The 19131-nt window shown below is 72.1% G+C and carries 18 protein-coding genes and 1 tRNA gene; 10 read left to right on the forward strand and 9 right to left on the reverse strand.

Going from position 1 to position 19131, the window contains the following annotated elements; genetic code table 11:
- Nucleotides 1–122: 122 nt before the first annotated feature.
- Nucleotides 123–1646, reverse strand: a complete 1524-nt coding sequence (locus tag ACSMX9_RS17715; protein ID WP_445403016.1) for a potassium/proton antiporter — start codon at nt 1644–1646, stop codon at nt 123–125.
- A gap of 201 nt (nt 1647–1847) precedes the next feature.
- Between ACSMX9_RS17715 and ACSMX9_RS17720 the strand changes: the two genes are divergently transcribed.
- Nucleotides 1848–4643, forward strand: coding sequence for a penicillin acylase family protein (locus ACSMX9_RS17720; RefSeq protein ID WP_445395064.1), 2796 nt, complete (start codon nt 1848–1850; stop codon nt 4641–4643).
- 152 nt (nt 4644–4795) lie between these two features.
- Here ACSMX9_RS17720 and ACSMX9_RS17725 read toward each other — a convergent pair whose 3' ends face one another.
- Entirely contained in the window at nt 4796–5032 is a 237-nt protein-coding gene (locus ACSMX9_RS17725) for a hypothetical protein (RefSeq protein WP_445395065.1), read from the reverse strand.
- Nucleotides 5033–5131: 99 nt separating this feature from the next.
- The gene (locus tag ACSMX9_RS17730; RefSeq protein ID WP_445395066.1) at nt 5132–5773 is read right to left on the reverse strand and encodes a 5-formyltetrahydrofolate cyclo-ligase; all 642 of its coding nucleotides are present in this window, start codon (nt 5771–5773) and stop codon (nt 5132–5134) included.
- Nucleotides 5774–5865: 92 nt separating this feature from the next.
- Between ACSMX9_RS17730 and galU the strand changes: the two genes are divergently transcribed.
- The 7 genes from galU (at nt 5866) to ACSMX9_RS17765 (ending at nt 11612) form a co-directional block, all read left to right on the forward strand.
- The gene (gene galU / locus ACSMX9_RS17735; RefSeq protein ID WP_351241346.1) at nt 5866–6768 is read left to right on the forward strand and encodes a UTP--glucose-1-phosphate uridylyltransferase GalU; all 903 of its coding nucleotides are present in this window, start codon (nt 5866–5868) and stop codon (nt 6766–6768) included.
- Nucleotides 6650–8098 carry a molybdotransferase-like divisome protein Glp gene (gene glp / locus ACSMX9_RS17740; RefSeq protein ID WP_445395067.1) on the forward strand — a complete coding sequence of 483 codons (1449 nt, stop codon included), beginning with the start codon at nt 6650–6652 and terminating at the stop codon, nt 8096–8098. Before galU ends, glp begins: the two co-directional genes overlap by 119 nt.
- A gap of 148 nt (nt 8099–8246) precedes the next feature.
- A complete protein-coding gene (gene moaC / locus ACSMX9_RS17745; protein ID WP_445395068.1) occupies nt 8247–8759 on the forward strand; it encodes a cyclic pyranopterin monophosphate synthase MoaC in 513 nt (170 codons plus the stop codon).
- Nucleotides 8756–9346 carry a MogA/MoaB family molybdenum cofactor biosynthesis protein gene (locus ACSMX9_RS17750; protein ID WP_445395069.1) on the forward strand — a complete coding sequence of 197 codons (591 nt, stop codon included), beginning with the start codon at nt 8756–8758 and terminating at the stop codon, nt 9344–9346. Before moaC ends, ACSMX9_RS17750 begins: the two co-directional genes overlap by 4 nt.
- A 26-nt stretch (nt 9347–9372) precedes the next feature.
- Nucleotides 9373–10023, forward strand: a complete 651-nt coding sequence (locus tag ACSMX9_RS17755; RefSeq protein WP_445395070.1) for a GNAT family N-acetyltransferase — start codon at nt 9373–9375, stop codon at nt 10021–10023.
- A gap of 199 nt (nt 10024–10222) precedes the next feature.
- Nucleotides 10223–11434 (forward strand): divisome protein SepX/GlpR, encoded by a 1212-nt coding sequence (gene sepX / locus ACSMX9_RS17760; protein ID WP_445395071.1) that lies wholly within the window; start codon nt 10223–10225, stop codon nt 11432–11434.
- A gap of 104 nt (nt 11435–11538) precedes the next feature.
- Nucleotides 11539–11612 (forward strand) — tRNA-Ala (locus ACSMX9_RS17765).
- Here ACSMX9_RS17765 and ACSMX9_RS17770 read toward each other — a convergent pair.
- From ACSMX9_RS17770 to ACSMX9_RS17785, 4 genes are all read right to left on the reverse strand, one after another.
- Nucleotides 11604–12293 carry a Fic family protein gene (locus ACSMX9_RS17770; RefSeq protein WP_445395072.1) on the reverse strand — a complete coding sequence of 230 codons (690 nt, stop codon included), beginning with the start codon at nt 12291–12293 and terminating at the stop codon, nt 11604–11606. The two genes, ACSMX9_RS17765 and ACSMX9_RS17770, sit on opposite strands and share 9 nt — an antisense overlap.
- Nucleotides 12294–12551: 258 nt before the next feature.
- Nucleotides 12552–13034 (reverse strand): hypothetical protein, encoded by a 483-nt coding sequence (locus ACSMX9_RS17775; RefSeq protein ID WP_445395073.1) that lies wholly within the window; start codon nt 13032–13034, stop codon nt 12552–12554.
- A gap of 311 nt (nt 13035–13345) precedes the next feature.
- Complete coding sequence (locus tag ACSMX9_RS17780; RefSeq protein ID WP_445395074.1) at nt 13346–14422, reverse strand: polyprenyl synthetase family protein; 1077 nt, start codon at nt 14420–14422, stop codon at nt 13346–13348.
- A gap of 114 nt (nt 14423–14536) precedes the next feature.
- The gene (locus ACSMX9_RS17785; protein ID WP_351241362.1) at nt 14537–14989 is read right to left on the reverse strand and encodes an Lrp/AsnC family transcriptional regulator; all 453 of its coding nucleotides are present in this window, start codon (nt 14987–14989) and stop codon (nt 14537–14539) included.
- A 142-nt stretch (nt 14990–15131) separates the two neighbouring features.
- Between ACSMX9_RS17785 and ACSMX9_RS17790 the strand changes: the two genes are divergently transcribed.
- Complete coding sequence (locus ACSMX9_RS17790) at nt 15132–16097, forward strand: DMT family transporter (protein WP_445395075.1); 966 nt, start codon at nt 15132–15134, stop codon at nt 16095–16097.
- 14 nt (nt 16098–16111) lie between these two features.
- Here ACSMX9_RS17790 and ACSMX9_RS17795 read toward each other — a convergent pair whose 3' ends face one another.
- Nucleotides 16112–16594: a GNAT family N-acetyltransferase gene (locus tag ACSMX9_RS17795; protein ID WP_445395076.1), complete on the reverse strand. Its 483-nt coding sequence runs from the start codon at nt 16592–16594 to the stop codon at nt 16112–16114.
- A gap of 81 nt (nt 16595–16675) precedes the next feature.
- Between ACSMX9_RS17795 and ACSMX9_RS17800 the strand changes: the two genes are divergently transcribed.
- Nucleotides 16676–17479, forward strand: a complete 804-nt coding sequence (locus ACSMX9_RS17800; RefSeq protein ID WP_445395077.1) for an exodeoxyribonuclease III — start codon at nt 16676–16678, stop codon at nt 17477–17479.
- On the opposite strand, the gene ACSMX9_RS17805 is transcribed toward ACSMX9_RS17800, so the two are convergent.
- Nucleotides 17467–19020 (reverse strand): flavin-containing monooxygenase, encoded by a 1554-nt coding sequence (locus ACSMX9_RS17805; protein WP_445395078.1) that lies wholly within the window; start codon nt 19018–19020, stop codon nt 17467–17469. The genes ACSMX9_RS17800 and ACSMX9_RS17805 overlap by 13 nt on opposite strands.
- Nucleotides 19021–19131: the final 111 nt, after the last annotated feature.

Raw genomic sequence — 19131 nt, forward strand, 5'->3', positions numbered from 1 at the left:
AAGCGGGCGAGCGGAGGACGAGGAGCCGATCCCCCGCTCGCGGCCCGCCGTCCCCGTCCCCGTTCCCGTACCGCGGCCGGGGCGTGGCCGGCGGTGGTACGGGACGCCCCCGTGCCCGGGGGCTACGGTTTCGTCGCCCCGGTGCCGAGCCAACCGGCCAGTTTTCCGCCCTGCCCCACGGCGCGCAGGCGTGCCTCCGCGGCGTCCCGGACCGGGTCGGTCGCGACCACCAGGAGGTCGTCCCCGTGCCGGAGCACGGTGCTCGGGAGCGGCACGAAGGACTTGCCGTCCCGGACGACCAGGGTGACCGCCGAGCCGGCGGGGAGCCGTAGCTCGCTCACCTCGACCCCGTTCATGCGGGACCCCTTGACGATCTTCAGGGACAGCAGGTGGCCGCGCAGTTGCTCCAGGGGCGCGGATTCCACGCCGAGGTCGGCGGCCTCGGTGCCCTCGCCCAGCCGGAGCTTCCGTGCCAGCCAGGGCAGGGTGGGGCCCTGGATCAGGGTGTAGACGACGACGAGCACGAAGACGATGTTGAAGATCCGGCGGCTGTCCTCCACTCCGTTCACCATGGGGATGGTGGCCAGGATGATGGGCACGGCGCCGCGGAGTCCGGCCCAGGACATCAGGGCCTTCTCCTGCCACGGCATCCGGAACGGCAGCAGGCTGACGACGACCTCCAGCGGGCGGGCGACCGCGGTCAGCGCCAGTCCGATGACCAGGGCGGGCACGATGTCGTCGGCGAGGTCGTGCGGGGTGACGAGGAGGCCGAGCAGGACGAACATGCCGATCTGGGCGATCCACCCCAGTCCCTCGGCGAAGCCGCGGGTGGCCGGCCAGTGCGGCAGTCGTGCGTTGCCGAGCACCATGGCCGCCAGGTAGACGGCGAGGAAGCCGCTGCCGTGTGCGAGGGCGCCCGCCGCGTAGGCGGTGACGGCGATCGCCATGACCGCGATCGGGTAGAGCCCGGACGCGGGCAGCGCGACGTGACGCAGGGCGTAGGCGCCCATGACGCCGACGGCGAGTCCGATGGCGGCGCCGATGGCGAGTTCCAGGCCGATCTCCCCGAGGAGGACGTACCACTCCTCGACGGGGCCCGCGGTGGAGAAGGCGACGACGAGGATCACCACGGGTGCGTCGTTGAATCCGGACTCGGCTTCCAGGACGCCGTTCACCCGGGACGGCAGGGGCACCCTGCGCAGCACCGAGAAGACGGCCGCCGCGTCCGTGGAGGACACCACCGCACCGATGATGAGGGCCTGCCGCCACTCCAACCCGACCAGGTAGTGTGCCGCCGCGGCGGTGATGCCGACGCTCACCGCGACACCGACGGTCGACAGCACGGCCGCCGCGGGGAGTGCGGGTTTGATCTCCTTCCACTTCGTTCCCAGGCCGCCCTCGGCGAGGATCACGACCAGGGCCGCGTAGCCGATGACCTGGGTCAACTCTGCGTTGTTGAAGCTGACGTTGCCGATGCCGTCCTGGCCGATGGCGACACCGATGCCGAGGTAGACGAGCAGGCTCGGCAGCCCGCTGCGGGAGGAGATCCGGACTGCCGCCACTGCGATCAGCAGGACCAGTGAGCAGACGAGCAGGAGCTGGTTGAGGTGGTGGACGGTCAGGGGCCGAATCCTTTCTGCGCACAGCGAGTACTTCGTTACCTTACCTAATCGTTAACGCTCTCTTGACGCGCGCGGACCTCCGTCCCGCGCTCACCGCCCTGACTCCGTGTCCGGTCCGCAGGTGCCCTGCGCCTATGGTTGCTTCAGCGTTCTCGTGAACGCCTCCTGAGACCGCACCGCCCGGATTGACCGCCCTGACGCTCGCGAAGGACAGCAAGGACAGCGATGCCCGCCAACACCACCGCCTCCTCCGGCCAGCAGGCCGACAGGTCCGTCAGGAAGAAAAGCCGCAAAGGCCGTTTGTTCGTCATCGTGCTGGTGCTGGCCGTCGTCGCCGGCGTGGGCTTCGGCGCGTACTGGAGCGTGAGCACGGTCCGCGCCTCCTTCCCGCAGACCAAGGGCTCCATCAAGCTCGCCGGTCTCGCCGGCCCGGTCGACGTGAAGCGCGACGGCAACGGCATTCCGCAGATCTACGCCTCGTCCGACGAGGACCTGTTCATGGCCCAGGGCTACGTGCAGGCACAGGACCGCTTCTGGGAGATGGACGTCCGTCGCCACACGACGTCGGGGCGGCTCTCCGAGATGTTCGGCAAGAGCCAGGTCGAGACGGACGAGTTCCTGCGCACCCTCGGCTGGCACCGGGTCGCGCAGGAGGAGTACGACAAGAAGCTCGCGCCCAGCACCAAGAAGTACCTCCAGGCGTACGCGAAGGGGGTCAACGCCTACCTCGCCGGCAAGGAGGGCGAGGAGCTCTCCCTGGAGTACGCCGCCCTCGACTTCCGCAACGACTACAAGCCGAAGCCCTGGACCCCCGTGGACTCGGTGGCCTGGCTGAAGGCGATGGCCTGGGACCTGCGCGGCAACATGCAGGACGAGATCGACCGCTCCCTGATGACCAGCCGCCTCGGCCCCTCGCAGATCAAGGACCTCTACCCCGGTTATCCGTACGGGCGGAACAAGCCGATCGTCCAGGAGGGCGGCCACGACGCGACCACCGGGACCTTCGGTCCGCAGGGCGCGGACCAGGGCCAGCAGCAGGCGGGTCAGCCGGGTCAGCAGTCCGGTCAGGGGGGACAGACCGGGTCGGGCACGGGCCTCGCCGGCGACACCCGGGCCCCCGACGGCCTCCAGAGCCAACTCGGCGGCCTCTCCGACGTGCTCGACGGGATCCCGGCCGTGTTCGGGCCCAGCGGCAACGGCATCGGCTCCAACTCGTGGGTGGTTTCCGGTCAGCACACCATCACCGGCAAGCCACTGCTCGCCAACGACCCGCACCTGTCGCCCCAGCTGCCCTCCGTCTGGTACCAGATGGGCCTGCACTGCCGTGACGTCTCCGAGAGCTGCAACTTCGACGTCTCCGGGTTCACCTTCGCGGGCATGCCCGGCGTGGTCATCGGACACAACCAGGACATCTCCTGGGGCATGACCAACCTGGGCGCCGACGTCACCGACCTCTACCTGGAGAAGTTCACCGGCGACGGGTACCAGTACGACGGCAAGGTGGTGCCCTTCAAGACGCGCAAGGAGACCATCCGCGTCGCCGGGGGCGAGTCGAAGTCGATCACCGTCCGGGAGACCGCGAACGGCCCCTTGCTGTCCGACCGCAGCGACGAACTGGTGTCGGTCGGCAAGAAGGCCAGCGTCGCCAGCGTCGCCCCCGACCGCGGGGACGGCTACGGCGTCTCGCTGCGCTGGACGGCGCTGACCCCGGGCACGTCCATGGACGCGCTCTTCGCCCTGAACACGGCCGCGAACTGGGAGGACTTCCGCAAGGCCGCCGCCGACTTCGACGTGCCCTCGCAGAACCTCGTCTACGCGGACACCGAGAACAACATCGGTTACCAGGCGCCCGGGCGGATCCCCACCCGCGCCGAGGGCCACGACGGTTCGCTGCCCGCGCCCGGCTGGGACCCCGACTTCCGCTGGACGGGCTACGTCGACCAGGCCGCGCTGCCCTACGAGTACAACCCGAAGCGCGGGTACATCGTGACGGCCAACCAGGCGGTCGTCGGCCCGGACGCCTCCCCGCACCAGCTCACCACCGACTGGGGCTACGGAGCGCGCAGCCAGCGCATCTACGACCTGATCGAGTCGAAGACCAAGGGCGGAGGGAAGATCTCCACCGAGGACATGCGGCAGATGCAGACCGACAACAGCAGCGAGATCGCGGAACTGCTGACGCCGATGCTGCTCAAGATCAACGTCTCCGACAAGCACGTCCGCGAGGCGCAGCAGCTGTTGGAGGGCTGGAACTACACCCAGAGCCCCGACTCCGCCGCCGCCGCCTACTTCAACGCGGTGTGGCGCAACGTCCTCAAGCTCGGCTTCGGCGACAAGCTTCCGAAGGAACTGCGCGTGAAGGGCGACTGCCTGAGCGTCGAGCCCGCCGAGAACACCGGCCCCGCCGACGAGGACGTCAAGGTGCTGGAGTGCGGTGAGCGGGACGCGGACTCGGCGCAGCCGGACGGCGGCGACCGCTGGTTCGAGGTGGTCCGCGGGATCGTCGAGGACGGGGACGACGACTGGTGGAAGACGCCGAAGACGGACCCCGAGAGCAAGGCCAACGCCCGTGACCAGTTGTTCGCGCGGGCCCTGGAGGACGCGCGCTGGGAGCTGACCGAGGAACTCGGCAAGGACATCGACAGCTGGAGCTGGGGGCGGTTGCACCAGCTGGAGCTGAAGAACCAGACCCTGGGCACCGAGGGGCCCGGCTTCCTCAAGTTCGCGCTCAACCGGGGACCCTGGAACCTGGGCGGCGGCGAGGCGGCGGTCAACGCCACCGGATGGAACGCGGCGGGCGGCTTCGACGTCATCTGGGTGCCGTCGATGCGCATGGTGGTCAACCTCGACGACCTGGACAAATCCAAGTGGATCAACCTGACGGGCGCCTCGGGCCACGCCTACAGCGGTCACTACAGCGACCAGACGGACAAGTGGGCCAGGGGGGAACTGCTCGACTGGGCGTTCTCCGAGAAGGCAGTGGAGGCGGCCACCCAGGACACCTTGTCGCTGCGGCCGTGAGGCGGCCGGCCCGCTGAGGCCGCGGCGGACCGGGCCACGACCGGGCCCCGCGCCGCGGCCGGGGGCGGACCGGAGACAGGTATGTGGCCCTGCACCCTCGGGTGCAGGGCCACCGTGCGTCCGCCGGGGAAGGGGGGCCGGCGGAACGGGCATCAGCGGGCGAGGGAGCCGTCGGTGCAGTTCCGGACCAGGGCACCGGGTTCGGCGACGGTGGGCAGCCCGCAGGTCCTGAGCACTTCCAGACCGGTCTGTGCGGCGCTCGCCACGCGGTCGGAGGTGACGGGGCCGGCACCGACCGCACCCTCCGCCACCGCGGCGGGTGCACCCGTCAGCACGGCGCCGACGGCGAGCACCGCGGCGGTCGAGAAGGCCCTGAGCGTGTTCGTCATACCGGGCCAACCGTCGAGTGCCGCCCGGGGGCACGCGATCTCATCCGTCCGGGCGGCGCGGGTCAACCGGATGACCGCCGGCGGTGGCCGGACGAGGTGTCAGACGACGGGCGGCGGGGTGGGCGGAGTGCGGAACCGGCGCACTCCGGAGGGGGTCACCACGGCGTGCACCGGTCGGTCGTGCGCCTCCTCCGGTACCCGCGGCACGATCTCGTCGTCGTACAACAGGACGACCAGGAACGGACGGACGTCCGCGCGCGCCAGACGCGCGAGGACGCGGTCGTACGAGCCCCCGCCGCGCCCCAGGCGCATGCCGCGGTCGTCGACCGCGAGGCCGGGCAGGAGGACGGCGCCGGCGTCCAGCACGGCGTCGGGACCCAGCCGCGGGCCGTGCGGTTCGCGCAGGGTCATCCGTCCGGGACGGCGCACCTCGGCGAGGGACCCCGGTCCCCGGTAGGCACCCCAGTCGAGGTCGTTGTCGTCCAACAGGACGGGCAGGAGGACGCGCACCCCGCGCGCGTGGAGGGCGTCGAGGAGGGGGAGGGTGCCCGGTTCGTCACCGACGGAGACGTAGGCGGCCACGGTGCGTGCACCGGAGAGCTCGCCGAGCTCCTGTGCGCGGGCGGCGAGAACCGCGGCCGCCCGTTGCACGTCATCCTCCGGCAACCCGTTCCTTCCGGCGAGGACGCGGCGTCGCAATCCGCGCTTGTCAGGCTCGGCACCGCTCCCGGCCACGCTCATGCGGACACCCCCTTTCCCTGTCCTGTCATATGCGGATCATTTATATGCAGAGCTACAGAATCCCTGCAATGCCACCGGTTAGGGTGACGCCCATGACTCAGTCGAACTCCAGAATCACCAAGGCCGTCATCCCCGCCGCCGGCCTCGGCACCCGTTTCCTGCCCGCCACCAAGGCCACTCCCAAGGAGATGCTGCCGGTGGTGGACAAGCCGGCCATCCAGTACGTGGTCGAGGAAGCCGTGGCCGCCGGACTGGACGACGTCCTGATGGTCACCGGGCGGAACAAGCGCCCGCTGGAGGACCACTTCGACCGCAACTACGAGTTGGAGGAAGCCCTCACCAAGAAGGGCGACCGGGCACGACTGGCGAAGGTCCAGGAGTCCAGTGACCTGGCCACCATGCACTACGTCCGCCAGGGCGACCCCAAGGGCCTCGGCCACGCCGTCCTCTGCGCGGCCCCGCACGTCGGCGACGAGCCCTTCGCGGTGCTGCTCGGCGACGACCTCATCGACCCCCGCGACCCGCTGCTGGCCCGCATGGTCGACATCCAGGAACAGCACGGCGGCAGCGTCATCGCCCTGATGGAGGTCGCGCCCGAACAGGTCCACCTCTACGGGTGCGCCGCCGTCGAGGCCACCGCGGACGCCGACGTCGTCCGGGTGACCGGTCTGGTGGAGAAGCCCGATCCCGCGGACGCGCCCAGCAACTTCGCCGTCATCGGGCGCTACGTCCTGAACCCGCACATCTTCGAGATACTCCGCACCACCGAGCCCGGCCGCGGCGGCGAGATCCAGCTCACCGACGCCCTCCAGCAGCTCGCCTCGGACGAGAAGGTCGGCGGCCCGGTGCACGGCGTCGTCTTCACGGGCCGCCGCTATGACACCGGCGACCGCGGCGACTACCTCCGTGCCATCGTCCGGCTCGCGTGCGAACGTGAGGACCTGGGCCCGGAGTTCCGGACCTGGCTGCGCGGGTACGTCACCGAGGAGATGTAGCGACGTGAGCGGGACGAACACCGACACCACCGGCCGCGACCACGTCTGGACGGTGGCCGAGCACCTGGAGGACGTCCTGGGGACCGTCCGTCCCCTGGACCCCATCGAACTCCAGCTCCTCGACGCCCAGGGCTGCGTCCTGGTCGACGACGTGGTGGTGCCCGTCTCGCTCCCGCCGTTCGACAACAGCTCCATGGACGGGTACGCGGTCCGCGCGGCCGACGTCGCCGGCGCCGACGACGCGTTCCCGGCAGTGCTCACCGTGATCGGCGACATCGCCGCCGGTCGCGGCGGCCCGCCCGCGGTCGGGCCCGGACAGGCCGCCCGGATCATGACCGGCGCCCCGCTCCCGGCGGGGGCCGAAGCCGTCGTCCCGGTGGAGTGGACGGACGGGGGCCTCGGGGCCGGACGGGTCACCGGGATGCGCGCCCGCAGCACGGCTCCCGAAGGGGCGCACGGTCAGGTGCGCGTCTTCCGAGGGGCGGCGCCCGGAGCGCACGTCCGTGCACAGGGCAGCGACGTGCGCGCCGGCGAGCTGGCGCTCGCGGCCGGCACCGTGCTCCGCGCACCGCAGATCGCCCTGCTCGCGGCGATCGGCCGGGGCACCGTGCGGGTGCGCCCCCGACCGCGGGTGGTGGTCCTCTCCACCGGCAGCGAACTCGTGCAGCCCGGGGAGGCCCTGGGCGAGGGGCAGATCTTCGACTCCAACAGCTACGTCCTGACGGCCGCAGCCCGGGAAGCGGGGGCGCTCGCCTACCGGGTGGGCGCCGTCACCGACGACGCGGAGACGCTGCGGACCGCCATCGAGGACCAGCTCATCCGCGCGGACCTGGTCGTCACCTCGGGCGGGGTCAGCGTCGGCGCCTACGACGTGGTCAAGGAGGCCCTCGCCACCCTCGGCGAGGACGGCGGCACGGGCGGTGTCGACTTCCGGGTGCTCGCCATGCAGCCGGGCAAACCCCAGGGCTTCGGTGCGGTCGGCCCCGACCACACCCCCCTGCTGGCCCTGCCGGGCAACCCCGTCTCCTCGTACGTGTCCTTCGAACTGTTCGTCCGCCCCGCCATCCGGACGCTCGCCGGATTCGACGACGTGCACCGGCCCACCACCCGGGCGGTGCTGCGCGCGGACGGTCCGGTCCCCTCGCCCGCGGGACGGACCCAGTACCTCCGCGGTCGCCACGACCCGACCACCGGTGAGGTGGCCCCCGTGGGCGGCGCCGGCTCGCACCTCGTGGCCGCCCTCGCGCACGCCGACGCACTGATCGTGATCCCCCGTGAGGTCACCGCGGTGGAACCCGGCACCGAACTGGACGTCGTCCTGCTCTCCTGAGCCCCCCACCTGCCCCGGACCGGCCCGGTGCCCCCTGCGGTCCGGCCGGGTCCTGGGGCGTGACGCGCTCCCCGCGCGCGGTACGGTAGCGCGCACACAGGCTCCGCACGCCGCGTCGCGCGGGCCCGGACCGGGAGCGTCACAGCACATGACCGCGAATCCCCGGGGGGACACCCCCGGCACCTCCGCAGAGGGTCACCTCACCCACCTCGACGCCACCGGCGCGGCCCGGATGGTCGACGTCTCGGCGAAGGAGGTCACCGCCCGCACCGCCCGAGCCAGCGGACGGGTCCTGGTGAACCCGCAGGTCGTCGCCCTGTTGCGCGGTACGGGCCTGCCCAAGGGCGATGCGCTCGCCACGGCGCGCATCGCCGGCATCATGGGCGCCAAGCGCACCCCTGAACTGATTCCGCTCTGCCACCCGCTCGCCCTGTCCGGGGTGGAGGTCGACCTTTCCGTCGCCGACGACGCGGTGGAGATCGCCGCCACGGTGCGCACCACCGACCGGACGGGCGTCGAGATGGAGGCGCTCACCGCGGTCACCGCGGCCGCGCTCACCGTCGTCGACATGGTGAAGGCGGTCGACAAGGGCGCCGTGATCACCCGGGTCCGGGTGGAGGAGAAGACCGGCGGCGCCTCGGGCGACTGGAGCCGGACGTGAGCGTCGGGGAGCACGCGCCCTCGGGCGCTGCTCCCGCAGGGCCGGACGGCACGGCATCCGGTCCGGCGCCCGGGAGGCACCGGGCCCTGGTCGTGACCGCCTCCGGGCGGGCCGCCGCGGGCGTCTACGAGGACCGCGGCGGACCCCTGCTCGCCGCGGGCCTGAGCGCCCTCGGCTTCGCCGTCGCCGGGCCCCGGGTGGTACCGGACGGCGACCCGGTGGAAGCGGCGCTGAGGGAGGGCGTGGCAGCCGGTTTCGACGTGATCGTCACCACCGGCGGTACGGGCGTCTCGCCGACCGACCGCACCCCCGAGGCGACCGCGCGGGTCGTCGACCGGGTGGTGCCGGGCATCGCCGAGGCCCTGCGCGCCGACGGCCGCCGCACGGTGCCGACCGCGGCGCTGTCCCGGGGGATCGCGGGGGTGGCCGGCCGCACGCTGATCGTGAACCTGCCGGGGTCCACCGGCGGGGTCCGGGACGGACTGGCCGTACTGGAACCGCTCCTGACGCACGCCGTCGACCAACTGCGCGGTGGGGACCACCCCTCGGCGGCGACGGACGCCGGATCGACCGGGGGCCCACGCTGAACGGCTCCTCCTGGCCCGTCGAACTGGTGGACGGCGAGCTCACCCTCCGTCCCATCAAGCTGCGTGACCAGCGCGCCTGGCGCGAGGTCAACCGGCGCAACCGCGACTGGCTGCGCCCGTGGGAGGCGACCATCCCGCCGCCCACCCCCAGCGGTCCGATCGCCCATCGCCCCACCTACCGGCAGATGGTCCGTCATCTGCGGGCCGAGGCCAACGCGGGACGGATGCTGCCGTTCGTCATCGAGTACCAGGGGCGGTTGGCCGGGCAGTTGACGGTGGCCGGCATCACCTGGGGGTCGATGTGCTCGGGACACGTGGGCTACTGGGTCGACGAGGCCGTCGCAGGGAGGGGCGTGATGCCGACCTCGCTGGCCCTCGCCGTCGACCACTGCTTCCGCACGGTGGGGCTGCACCGCGTCGAGGTCTGCATCCGCCCGGAGAACGTGCCCAGTCGCCGGGTCGTCGAGAAGCTCGGATTCCGGTCGGAGGGGCTGCGCCCGAGGTTCCTCCACATCGACGGCGGCTGGCGGGACCACCTGGTCTTCGCCCTCACCGCCGAAGAGGTGCCGGAAGGGCTGCTGCCCCGGTGGCACCGGGCGCGGGCCCTCCGGGCGGAGCACGCCCCGCAGGGCAGCGCCGCACCGTCGACGGCCGAGCCACCCCAGGGTGACGAATGAGTGTTCGATTTTGAGTCCTGTGGAGTGAGTGGATCACCTTCCCTTGATCGGCAAATGGTGCATATGTGGATAATTGCCCCTACTTGCCGAGTCGCTGATCGCATCAGTCGCAAAAAAAGTTCGGAATATGAGCCAGATCGTGCGACACACCGCCCCAATTGGCGGATGCCCCCGCGCAAACACCTCTACGGTGTGAGACGTGAGCAGCAGCGGCCTCATCTACGCAGTCATCGTCGGGGCCTGGGCCGCCTACTTGGTGCCGATGTGGCTCCGTAGGCAGGACGAGCTGAACGAGGCCCGGCCGACCGAGCGCTTCAGCACGGCCATCCGACTCCTGTCCGGCCGGGCGGGCATGGAACGCCGGTACGCCAAGGACCTCCTGCGGGCGCGTTCGGGCGAGGGCGAGACCTCGTCCCCCGGGGCCGCCCCGGACGGCGCCACCGACTCGGTGGACGTCCGGGCGTTCGCCGTCCCCCCGGGGCCCTCCCGGCAGGAGGTGGCGGCAGCCCGTGAGGAGGCCGCCGCCCGTCAGGAGGCGGCCCGCCTGGAGGCGGAGCGCGAAGAGGCCGCCCGGGCGGAGGAACTCGCCCGTGCGGAAGCGGAGCGCCAGGAGGCCGCACGCTCCGCGCGCACGGCCGCGCCGCCCACCCGCCGCGCCACCGCCGAGGCCACCGCGCGCGCCCGGCGCTCGAAGGTGCTGGCCCGGCGCCGACGCACCACCGTCGTGCTCTTCCTGACGTTCACCGCGGGCGCCCTCGTCGCCGCGGTCGGCGGTCTCGGTTTCCTCTGGGTGCCCGCCGCCCCCGGTGTGCTGTTGAGCGCGTACATCGTGTACCTGCGGCGCCAGGAGCGGCGTCGGTTCGCCTACGTCATGGACCGTCAGCGCGCGGAGCTCGCCGCCCAGCGGCTCCGCGAACGGCAGCCCCGCCGCCCCCGCCCCGACGCGGCCGAAGCCCCGGACCGCCCGGTCGCACCGTCGACGGGAGCACCGCTCGCCGCCGAGCTGTCGGCCCTGGCGGCGGACCGCCGGGCGCTCGTGGAACAGACCGACCACGCCGAGTGGGTCGACCAGCAGCGGGAGCGCCAACGGGGGCCGGTGCGCGGCGACAGCTGGGACCCGGTTCCGGTGCCGCTGCCCACCTACGTGACCGCACCGGTCGCGCCCCGTGCCACCGGCGGCGTGGACCTCGGTGCCCCGGACACCTGGAGCTCCGCCCGGTCCTCGGCCGCGGAGCCGACCGCGCAGCGGGCGAGCGCCGACGTCCCCGCGGACGGCACGGGAGAGGACGAGGGCGAGGAGCGGACCGACGCACGGCGCGCCGCCTCCGCCCGACGCTCGCGGGAACGGGGTCGCACCCCGCTCTTCGACCAGTACGAGGACCAGGAGCGTCCCCGCGCCGCCAACGAGTAGGGCGCGGGCGAGGTCGCCCTCGGCGGCACAGGTCCGCTGGTCATGGTCGGCCGAGCGGATTTCCGGGCACCGCCGCGGGAGTGCTAGAGTTCCACTCGTTGCAAGGGCCTGTGGCGCAGTCCGGTAGCGCACCTCGTTCGCATCGAGGGGGTCAGGGGTTCGAATCCCCTCAGGTCCACAGAAGCAGAAGGAAAGACCGTTCTTGAGCCAGCTCAGGAAGGGTGAGGAGATCCCGTCCGATCGGAAAGATCGGGTGGGGTCTTCGTCGTTTCCGGGGTCCGCTCGATGCCTGCTCCGGGTGGTGGCGCGACGACCGCGGGACCGTCAGGGTGCGGATGTCCCCGGGGCAGGACCAGCACGTGGACGTGGCTCGGCGGGGCTGATCTCCTCGGCCGGTCCGACTCAGGTCTTCCACGCCCTCGTTCGTCGACGGGAGACCCTTCTCCTCCTCTGCGGGCGCGCCCGTCCGGCACTGCTTTCCGAGGGGCGGACGCCGCTTCGCAGCGGTGAGCAGGATTCCGAGCAGCACCGCCAGATCGGCCGCGCCCTCGGCGTCGTCGGCCCATCTGGTGGTCTGCAACGGACGAACCCGGTCGAGCAGGGCGCCTTCCCTCGCCAGGACGAAGGCCAATGCCAGCATGGCCGCACGTGCGTTGCCGTCCGCGAACGGATGGAAGAAGAGGACGTCCAGGTAGGTCCGGGCAGCGCGTGACGGGAGGGGCGGATCCGGTCGCGCTCTCGGCCAGACAGCGCTCGAACCGGGCCCGTGTGCCGGGGGCGAGGCCGTAGCGCTCCCGTCCTCCCTTCGCGAAGGCCGGCATCCGACGGAAGCCGACGGGGCCGCGGCCCAGCACGGCACGCTGCCACTTCGCCATGAGCGCGAAGGTCAGCGGCCTGCCCCGCTCGGCGTCGGCGAAGGCCATGTCGGGGGCGGTCAGGACCCGTGCGGTCCCCTCGCGGTCCCGGCCGCCTCGCGTCGCCCTGAAGAAGTTCCGGAAGCCGTCGCGGGCCGGTGCTCCGGAGACGAGACCCGAGCCGTGCCAGGACGGCCACGGGACTTCCGGCCGGATGAGCAGCCAGTCGGCAAGGCCGTCCTCCGGTGGGCCGGGCGCGGAAGTCATCCGATGCCGCCCACGCCTCCGGCGAACCGTGAGCTCACCGCGTCGACCACCGGAGCTTCAGGCGCGATCCAACTGCCCAACCGGCCGCCGACCGCGTTCTCGACGATCTCCCGGGCCTGGCCCTCGTCGATGCCGTTGCCGGCGAGGAACCATCGGAGGACCTGCATGCAGTGCCCGTACCAGCCGCTCTCGGCCCGGGTGCGATCGGCCAGCGTGGTGACCAGACGGGTGCATGCCCGCTCCCAGCGCCCATGGTCAGTCGACATCACCGGAGTGCCTTCCGGCGGAGCCAGGTCTGCGAACCGTTCCGCCAGGTCCTCCAGCCAGCCGCGCCGTTCCCGAAGGGCCCCGACGACCAGCGGGGCGGTTTCCTCCGGGGTCGTCACGGAGTCAAAGGCGCAGCACCAGTCCTCGACGGGGCCTCCGTCGACGTCGCCCTCACCGAGGTCCAGCGTGAACGGATGACGAGCCGGATCCACTTCTGCCCACGTCAGGGTGTGTGGCCATGGTTCACTCACCGCCCCACCCTGCCCCGTGCGGCCGTCCTGACTCCACTCCATTTCGCGTGGCCGCCCCTCGGGGGAAACGGCATTCGGTGATCGGGGAAGCGATCTCCCGCTGCTTCCGTCGCCGCCTGGTCGGAGGCGTGTGTGAACACCCCACGGAGCGCATGTCCCTTGGGCTCGCCCAAGGGCTTCTGGTGCCGGTCGTAAGCCGCTCGTCGCTCCGGGACGCCCGCCGCGGGTGCCCGGCCACGGACGTCGTCCGCCCCACCCGAGGCGGACCCGCGTCACAGGGTGCGCTCCGCGCCCCACAGCGGCAACTGCTCGAAGAAGTCCACGGCCTCGCCCCGCCACCGCGGACGCCAGGTCGCCGCGAGTGCGGACGCCTCCCGGGCGGACCGGCGGATGTCCTCGCGCAGCCGTTCGTCGACGCCGTGGCGGCGGGCGGTCTCCTGGACCCGTTCGACGGTCTCCGGGGGGCAAACGGGGTCGGACAGCGCGGCCTCCACCACCTCCCGGTCCCGGCCGCCCGTCGCTGCCAGCAGGGCGCACACGGCGTAGCTCAGACGGCCCGCGCGCAGATCGGTGCCGGCCGGCTTGCCCGTCGTGCCGGGGTCGGCGAAGAGGTCGAGGTAGTCGTCGCGCAGTTGACCGCTCACCCCGACCAGCCGGGCGTACCGGGCCAGTTCGTCGTGGTGGCAGGCCGGGTCCTCGCCGGCGGCGAGCAGGCCCAGCCGCAAGGGGGCCAGCACCGAGTACCGGGCGCTCTTGTGGTCGGACACCAGGTCCAGCCGTTCCCGGTCGGGCACGGGCCCGAAGTCGCGTTCCAGGTCGAGGAACTGACCGACGACCGTGTCCGCGCCCGTCGTCGCCTGCACTGCGGCCATGGCCTGGCGCAGGTCCCGGGGGAGGGGCGCGTCCAACAGCACCTGTAGGGACAGGAAGGCGGCCAGGTCCCCGGCCAGGACGGCGAGGCCCAGCGCCGTCTGCGGACGGTCGGGGAACCGCTCCCGGTAGGCGTAGTACACGGACGGTGCGCCGCGGCGCACCGGTGAGTCGTCGACGATGTCGTCGTGGATGAGTCCGTGCGTCTGGAGCAGCTCGATGCTGAGCGCGGCCTCGTCCAGCCCGGGCACGGGATCGGGAGCGACCAGTCGTGCCGCCTCGTGCACCAGTGCCACCCGCAGCCGTTTTCCGCCGCGCAGCGACATGTCCCGCACCAGGTCCAGCGCTTCGACCGCGAACGAACCGTGGGCGAGGGGCCGTCGGGCGAGCGCGTCGAAGTACTCCGCGAACAGCGCGTCGAAGCGGTTGCGGTACTCGGCGAGCCGCTCGTGGACACGGACCGCGTTCTCGACGGACATGAAGGGCACTCCCTGGCGGACACCGGTCGACGCGGACGGGGTCGGGTGCGGCCGACCGGTGCCGACGGACCCCCCTCAGTATCACCGGGTCGGGCGGTCGACACGGGGGTCGGGTCACAGCGGGGTGATGACCTTCTGGCGCAGGTGTCCGTAGACCACCGAGGTGCGGACGTCTGCGAGTTCGGGTCGTTTTGTCAACTTGTCGAGGACCAGGGCGTGCAGATGGTCCGTGTCGCGCACGGCGACGTGCACGAGGAAGTCGTCGTTCCCCGTGAGGACGAAGATCGAGACGACCTCGGGCATGTCCTCCAGGAACGCCTGGAACGCCTCGATCACGGAGCGGGTGGGCGGCCGGACCCGCACGGCGATCACCGCTTGGAGTCCGCGGCCCAGTGAGGCGAGGTCCACGTCCGCGTGATAGCCGGTGAGCACCCCGCGCTGACGCAGGGACCGCACTCGTTCGAGGCAGGTGGACGGTGCGATGCCGAGGGCCTCGGCCATCTCCCGGTTGGTCCGCCGGCCGTCCTCCTGGAGCATCCGCACCAGCGCCGAATCTAGTTCGTCCATGCTCGATTCACCTTTGCAGAATCCGAATGTTATTCGGATTCTATCGGGTTTCATTGGTTTCTTTGCTGGGTGAACGTGAAGATGCTTATTCTTTATTCGGTTTCCCAGGGTTTCGATGGTGTGTGAGGGGTGTGGACTTCGAATGCGGGAGCGTTGGCCTGACCCGCGTGCGGTGCTCGCGGTGGCGGTGGCTGCACTGCTGTGGAGCAGTTCGTACGCCGTCACCAAACGGGTGTTGGACGACGTCGGCCCCCTCACGATCGGTGCCGTCAGGTTCACCCTCGCGGCGCTGCTGCTGGGCGTGGTGATGTGGCTGCGCCGCAACCGCCCGGCCCGACCGGACGTCCGGCAGCGGCGACGGCTCTACCTGAGCGGACTGTTGGGCATCACCGTCTACTTCGTGCTGGAGAACGTCGGCGTCGACCTCTCCACCGCGTCCGACGCCTCGCTGATCGTGGCCACCTACCCGTTGATGACGATGCTGTGGGAACGGGTCGCCCTCGGTACGCGCATGTCACCCCTTCGGGTGGCCGGCGTGCTGCTGGCCACCTTCGGCGCCTTCCTCGTGGTGCGCAACGGGGCCGAGGTCGGCGGTGGTTCGCGCTGGGCGGGTGACCTCCTGCTGCTGCTCGGCGGGGTGGCCTGGGCCGGTTACAACGTGCTCGGCAAACGGGCGAACGAGGGCCAGGACGCCCTCGGCGTCACCTATCACCAGACGGTGGCGGGCGCCGCCGGATTCCTGCTGGCCTCCCTGTGGGAGGTCGGCGAGTGGCGGATGCCCGGGGCGGTCTCCGGGACGCTGTTGGCCTACCTGGCCGTGGCCTGTTCGGTCGGCGCCTTCCTGCTCTACAACCACGGTCTGCGCCGCCTGCCGTCGAGCGTCGCGGTGAACGTGCTGAACCTGGTGCCGGTCTTCGGCGTTCTGGGGGCCGTGCTGATCAACGGGGAGTCGATCCGGCTCGCCCAGGCGGTCGGCGGTGCGGTCATCATCGCCGGGGTGGTGGTCGGCATGGTGGAACGGCCGGTCGCGGGCGGGCGCGAGGCGACCGCCGAAAGCGCGTCCGGTGCGGTGACCGCCCCGACCGGGCGGGGCGGGGCGGCGGCCTGAGCCGCCGCCCGGGCTCAGGCCGTCAGGGCCTTGGAATAGCAGAGGGTCAGCGGGCTCTCGCGGTAGTGGCCGAACTTCGCGCACGGCAGGTAGCCGCTGGACTCGTAGAGGGCGACGGCCTCGGGCTGGGCGGTGCCCGTCTCCAGGACCATGCGGATGCGGCCGGCGGTGCGGGCGTCGGACTCCAGTCGGGCGAGCAGGAGCCGGGCCAGGCCGCGGCCCCGGGCCTCCGGCGTGACGTACATGCGCTTGATCTCGGCGTCGCCGTCCGTGTACCCCTCGGGGCCGGTGCTCTGGCTGCGCCAGCCGGCGGTGGCGATCGGGGTGCCGTCCGCCTCGTACACGATCAGGTACAGCCCGCGGGGCGGCTCGAACATCGTGGGGTCCAGCGGGGTCGCGTCGCCGTCGCCGCCGTACCGCTCGGCGTACTCCAGCTGGACGCGGTCGTTCAGCCGCACGGCGTCCGGGTGGGCGAAGGAGGCGATGCGTATATTCATGCTGTCTATCGTACTTCTATGCAGTGGTCGGGGTGGAGCGCCCGCACGGGCCACCTGCCAGTGTGCCGGTAGGCTGCCCCGATGCTCACTGTGACCTCCGTCAACGTCAACGGATTGCGGGCCGCCGCCAAGAAGGGCTTCGTGGAGTGGCTCGCGCGGACGTCCGCCGATGTGGTGTGCCTCCAGGAGGTCCGCGCCGAGCCGGCGCAGCTGCCCGAAGCCGTCCGGGCGCCCGAGGGGTGGCACGGCTTCCACGCGCCGGCCGCCGCGAAGGGCCGGGCGGGCGTGTCGCTGCTCACCCGCCGGGAGCCGGACGCGGTGCGGACCGGGTTCGGGGTGGCGGAGTTCGACGACAGCGGACGCTATCTGGAGGCCGACCTGCCGGGTGTCACCGTGGCCAGCCTCTACCTGCCCTCCGGGGAGGTCGGCACCGAGCGCCAGGAGGAGAAGTTCCGGTTCATGGACGCCTTCCTGCCCCACCTGGTGGACCTGCGGGCCCGGGCCGCGGCGGACGGGCGCGAGGTCGTGGTGTGCGGCGACTGGAACATCGCCCACCGCGAGGCCGACCTGAAGAACTGGCGGAGCAACCGCAAGAACGCCGGCTTCCTCCCCGAGGAACGGGCCTGGCTGGACCGGGTGCTCGACCCGACGGACGGCGGCTACGTGGACGTGGTGCGTGCCCTGCACCCCGACGTGGACGGGCCCTACTCCTGGTGGTCCTACCGCGGCCGCGCCTTCGACAACGACAGCGGATGGCGGATCGACTACCAGATCGCCACCCCCGGCCTCGCCGAGCGGGCGCTGAAGGGCACCGTCGAGCGCGCCGACAGCCACGAGCTGCGCTGGTCGGACCACGCACCGGTGACCGTCGTCTACGGCAGTTGACCGGCGGCGGGCGGAGCCGGACGCAGCACCTCGTACTCGCGCAGGTCGACGCGGCGCGTCGCGGTCCGGAACTCGGTGGTGGTGCCCGGCCAGACGGTGGTGTTGCGGCCCCCCGCGTCGACGTACCAACTGCGGCAGCCGCCGGTGTGCCAGACGGTGCGCGCCAGTCGGCGCTGGACCATCGCGTTCCAGGCGTGCACGGCGCTCGCGCGGGGCACGAGCGCGACCGGAGCGCCGGCGCCGCCGAGGGCGTCGAGTCGGCGCAGGTAGTCGGCGAGGTAGGCGAGTTGCGCCTCGATGACGAGGGTCATCGAGGAACTGCCGAGGCCGGTGTTGGGGCCGATGATGGTGAGCCAGTTGGGGAAGCCGTGGATGGTGGTGCCCCGCAGTGCGTGCATGCCGTGCTGCCAGTGCTCGGCGAGGGTGCGTCCGTCGATGCCGGTGACCCGTTCGGCGACCGGTGGTTCGGTGACGCGGAAGCCGGTGCCGAAGACGATGACGTCGGCCCGGGCCTCGGTGCCGTCCGCGGCGACCAGGGTGTCGCCGCGGACCTCGGCGAGGCCGGCGCCGATCACCTCGACGTTGGGGCGGGCGAGCGCCGGGTAGTAGGTGTTGGAGAGCAGGATGCGCTTGCAGCCCAGACGGTAGTCGGGGGTGAGCGCGGCCCGCAGGACCGGATCGGCGACCGCGTCGGCCAGGTGCCGGCGGGCGGCCCGCTCGACCACTTGGAGCAGCCGGGTCTGCCGGGTGAACGCATAGGTCTGGAGTTCGCGCACGCCCCAGAGCGCGCTCCGGCGCATCCGGATGGTGAGCGGAAGCAGTCGGTGCAGTCGGCGTTCGAGACCGCTGGTGGCACGGTCACGGCGCGGCAGGACCCAGGGCGGGGTGCGCTGGAAGAGGGTGAGCCGGGCCGCGTCCGGTTGGATCTCCGGGACGAACTGGACTGCGGAGGCGCCGGTGCCGACGACCGCGATCCGGGCGCCCCGCAGGTCGTGGTCGTGGTTCCAGCGGGCGGAGTGGAACACCTCGCCGGGGAACGAGTCGAGGCCGGGCACCTCGGGGACCTTCGGGTCGGACAGCGGTCCGGTGGCGCTGACGACGAGGTCGGCGGTGAGGGAACCGCCGGTGGTCGTCAGCTCCCACCGCAGGCGGGCGGGGTCCCAGCGGGCCCGGGTCAGCTCGTGGTGCAGCCGTAGGCGGGGGCGGATCCGGTGGGCGTCGGTGAGGTGCTCCAGATAGCCGCGGATGTGCTCCTGGCCGGAGAAGGTGCGCGGCCAGTGGGGGTGCGGGGCGAAGGAGAAGGAGTACAGGTGGGAGGGGATGTCGCAGGCGCAGCCCGGGTAGTCGTTGTCGCGCCAGGCGCCGCCGACCGAGCCCGCCCGCTCCAGCACGACGAAGTCCTCGACGCCCTCGCGGCGCAGGCGGATCGCGGCGCCGAGTCCGCCGAAGCCGCTGCCGATCACCGCGACCCGTACGTGGGGGTGCGTTCGCGGGGCGGGGGCGGAGTCGTTCCGCTCGGGGCCGCGGTGCTGCTCGGGCATGGCGTGGTGCCTCCGTGAACCTGGTCCGCGATCGGCGCCCGGGGCGCGGCGACACTGCCGACGATCACGGGCGCCGTCTGCTCACGGGAGCGTAGGCGGCCGTTCCCTTGA

Source organism: Streptomyces sp. LE64 (assembly GCF_052606915.1).

Bases quoted from the DNA above. Each gene is read 5' to 3' on its own strand.
- ACSMX9_RS17800 (WP_445395077.1), top strand. From the start codon at position 16,676: ATGCTCACTGTGACCTCCGTCAACGTCAACGGATTGCGGGCCGCCGCC.
- ACSMX9_RS17725 (WP_445395065.1), bottom strand. From the start codon at position 5,032: ATGACGAACACGCTCAGGGCCTTCTCGACCGCCGCGGTGCTCGCCGTC.
- ACSMX9_RS17785 (WP_351241362.1), bottom strand. From the start codon at position 14,989: ATGGACGAACTAGATTCGGCGCTGGTGCGGATGCTCCAGGAGGACGGC.
- moaC (WP_445395068.1), top strand. From the start codon at position 8,247: ATGACCGCGAATCCCCGGGGGGACACCCCCGGCACCTCCGCAGAGGGT.
- ACSMX9_RS17720 (WP_445395064.1), top strand. From the start codon at position 1,848: ATGCCCGCCAACACCACCGCCTCCTCCGGCCAGCAGGCCGACAGGTCC.
- galU (WP_351241346.1), top strand. From the start codon at position 5,866: ATGACTCAGTCGAACTCCAGAATCACCAAGGCCGTCATCCCCGCCGCC.
- ACSMX9_RS17780 (WP_445395074.1), bottom strand. From the start codon at position 14,422: ATGTCCGTCGAGAACGCGGTCCGTGTCCACGAGCGGCTCGCCGAGTAC.
- ACSMX9_RS17805 (WP_445395078.1), bottom strand. From the start codon at position 19,020: ATGCCCGAGCAGCACCGCGGCCCCGAGCGGAACGACTCCGCCCCCGCC.
- ACSMX9_RS17790 (WP_445395075.1), top strand. From the start codon at position 15,132: ATGCGGGAGCGTTGGCCTGACCCGCGTGCGGTGCTCGCGGTGGCGGTG.
- ACSMX9_RS17795 (WP_445395076.1), bottom strand. From the start codon at position 16,594: ATGAATATACGCATCGCCTCCTTCGCCCACCCGGACGCCGTGCGGCTG.
- ACSMX9_RS17730 (WP_445395066.1), bottom strand. From the start codon at position 5,773: ATGAGCGTGGCCGGGAGCGGTGCCGAGCCTGACAAGCGCGGATTGCGA.
- glp (WP_445395067.1), top strand. From the start codon at position 6,650: ATGACACCGGCGACCGCGGCGACTACCTCCGTGCCATCGTCCGGCTCG.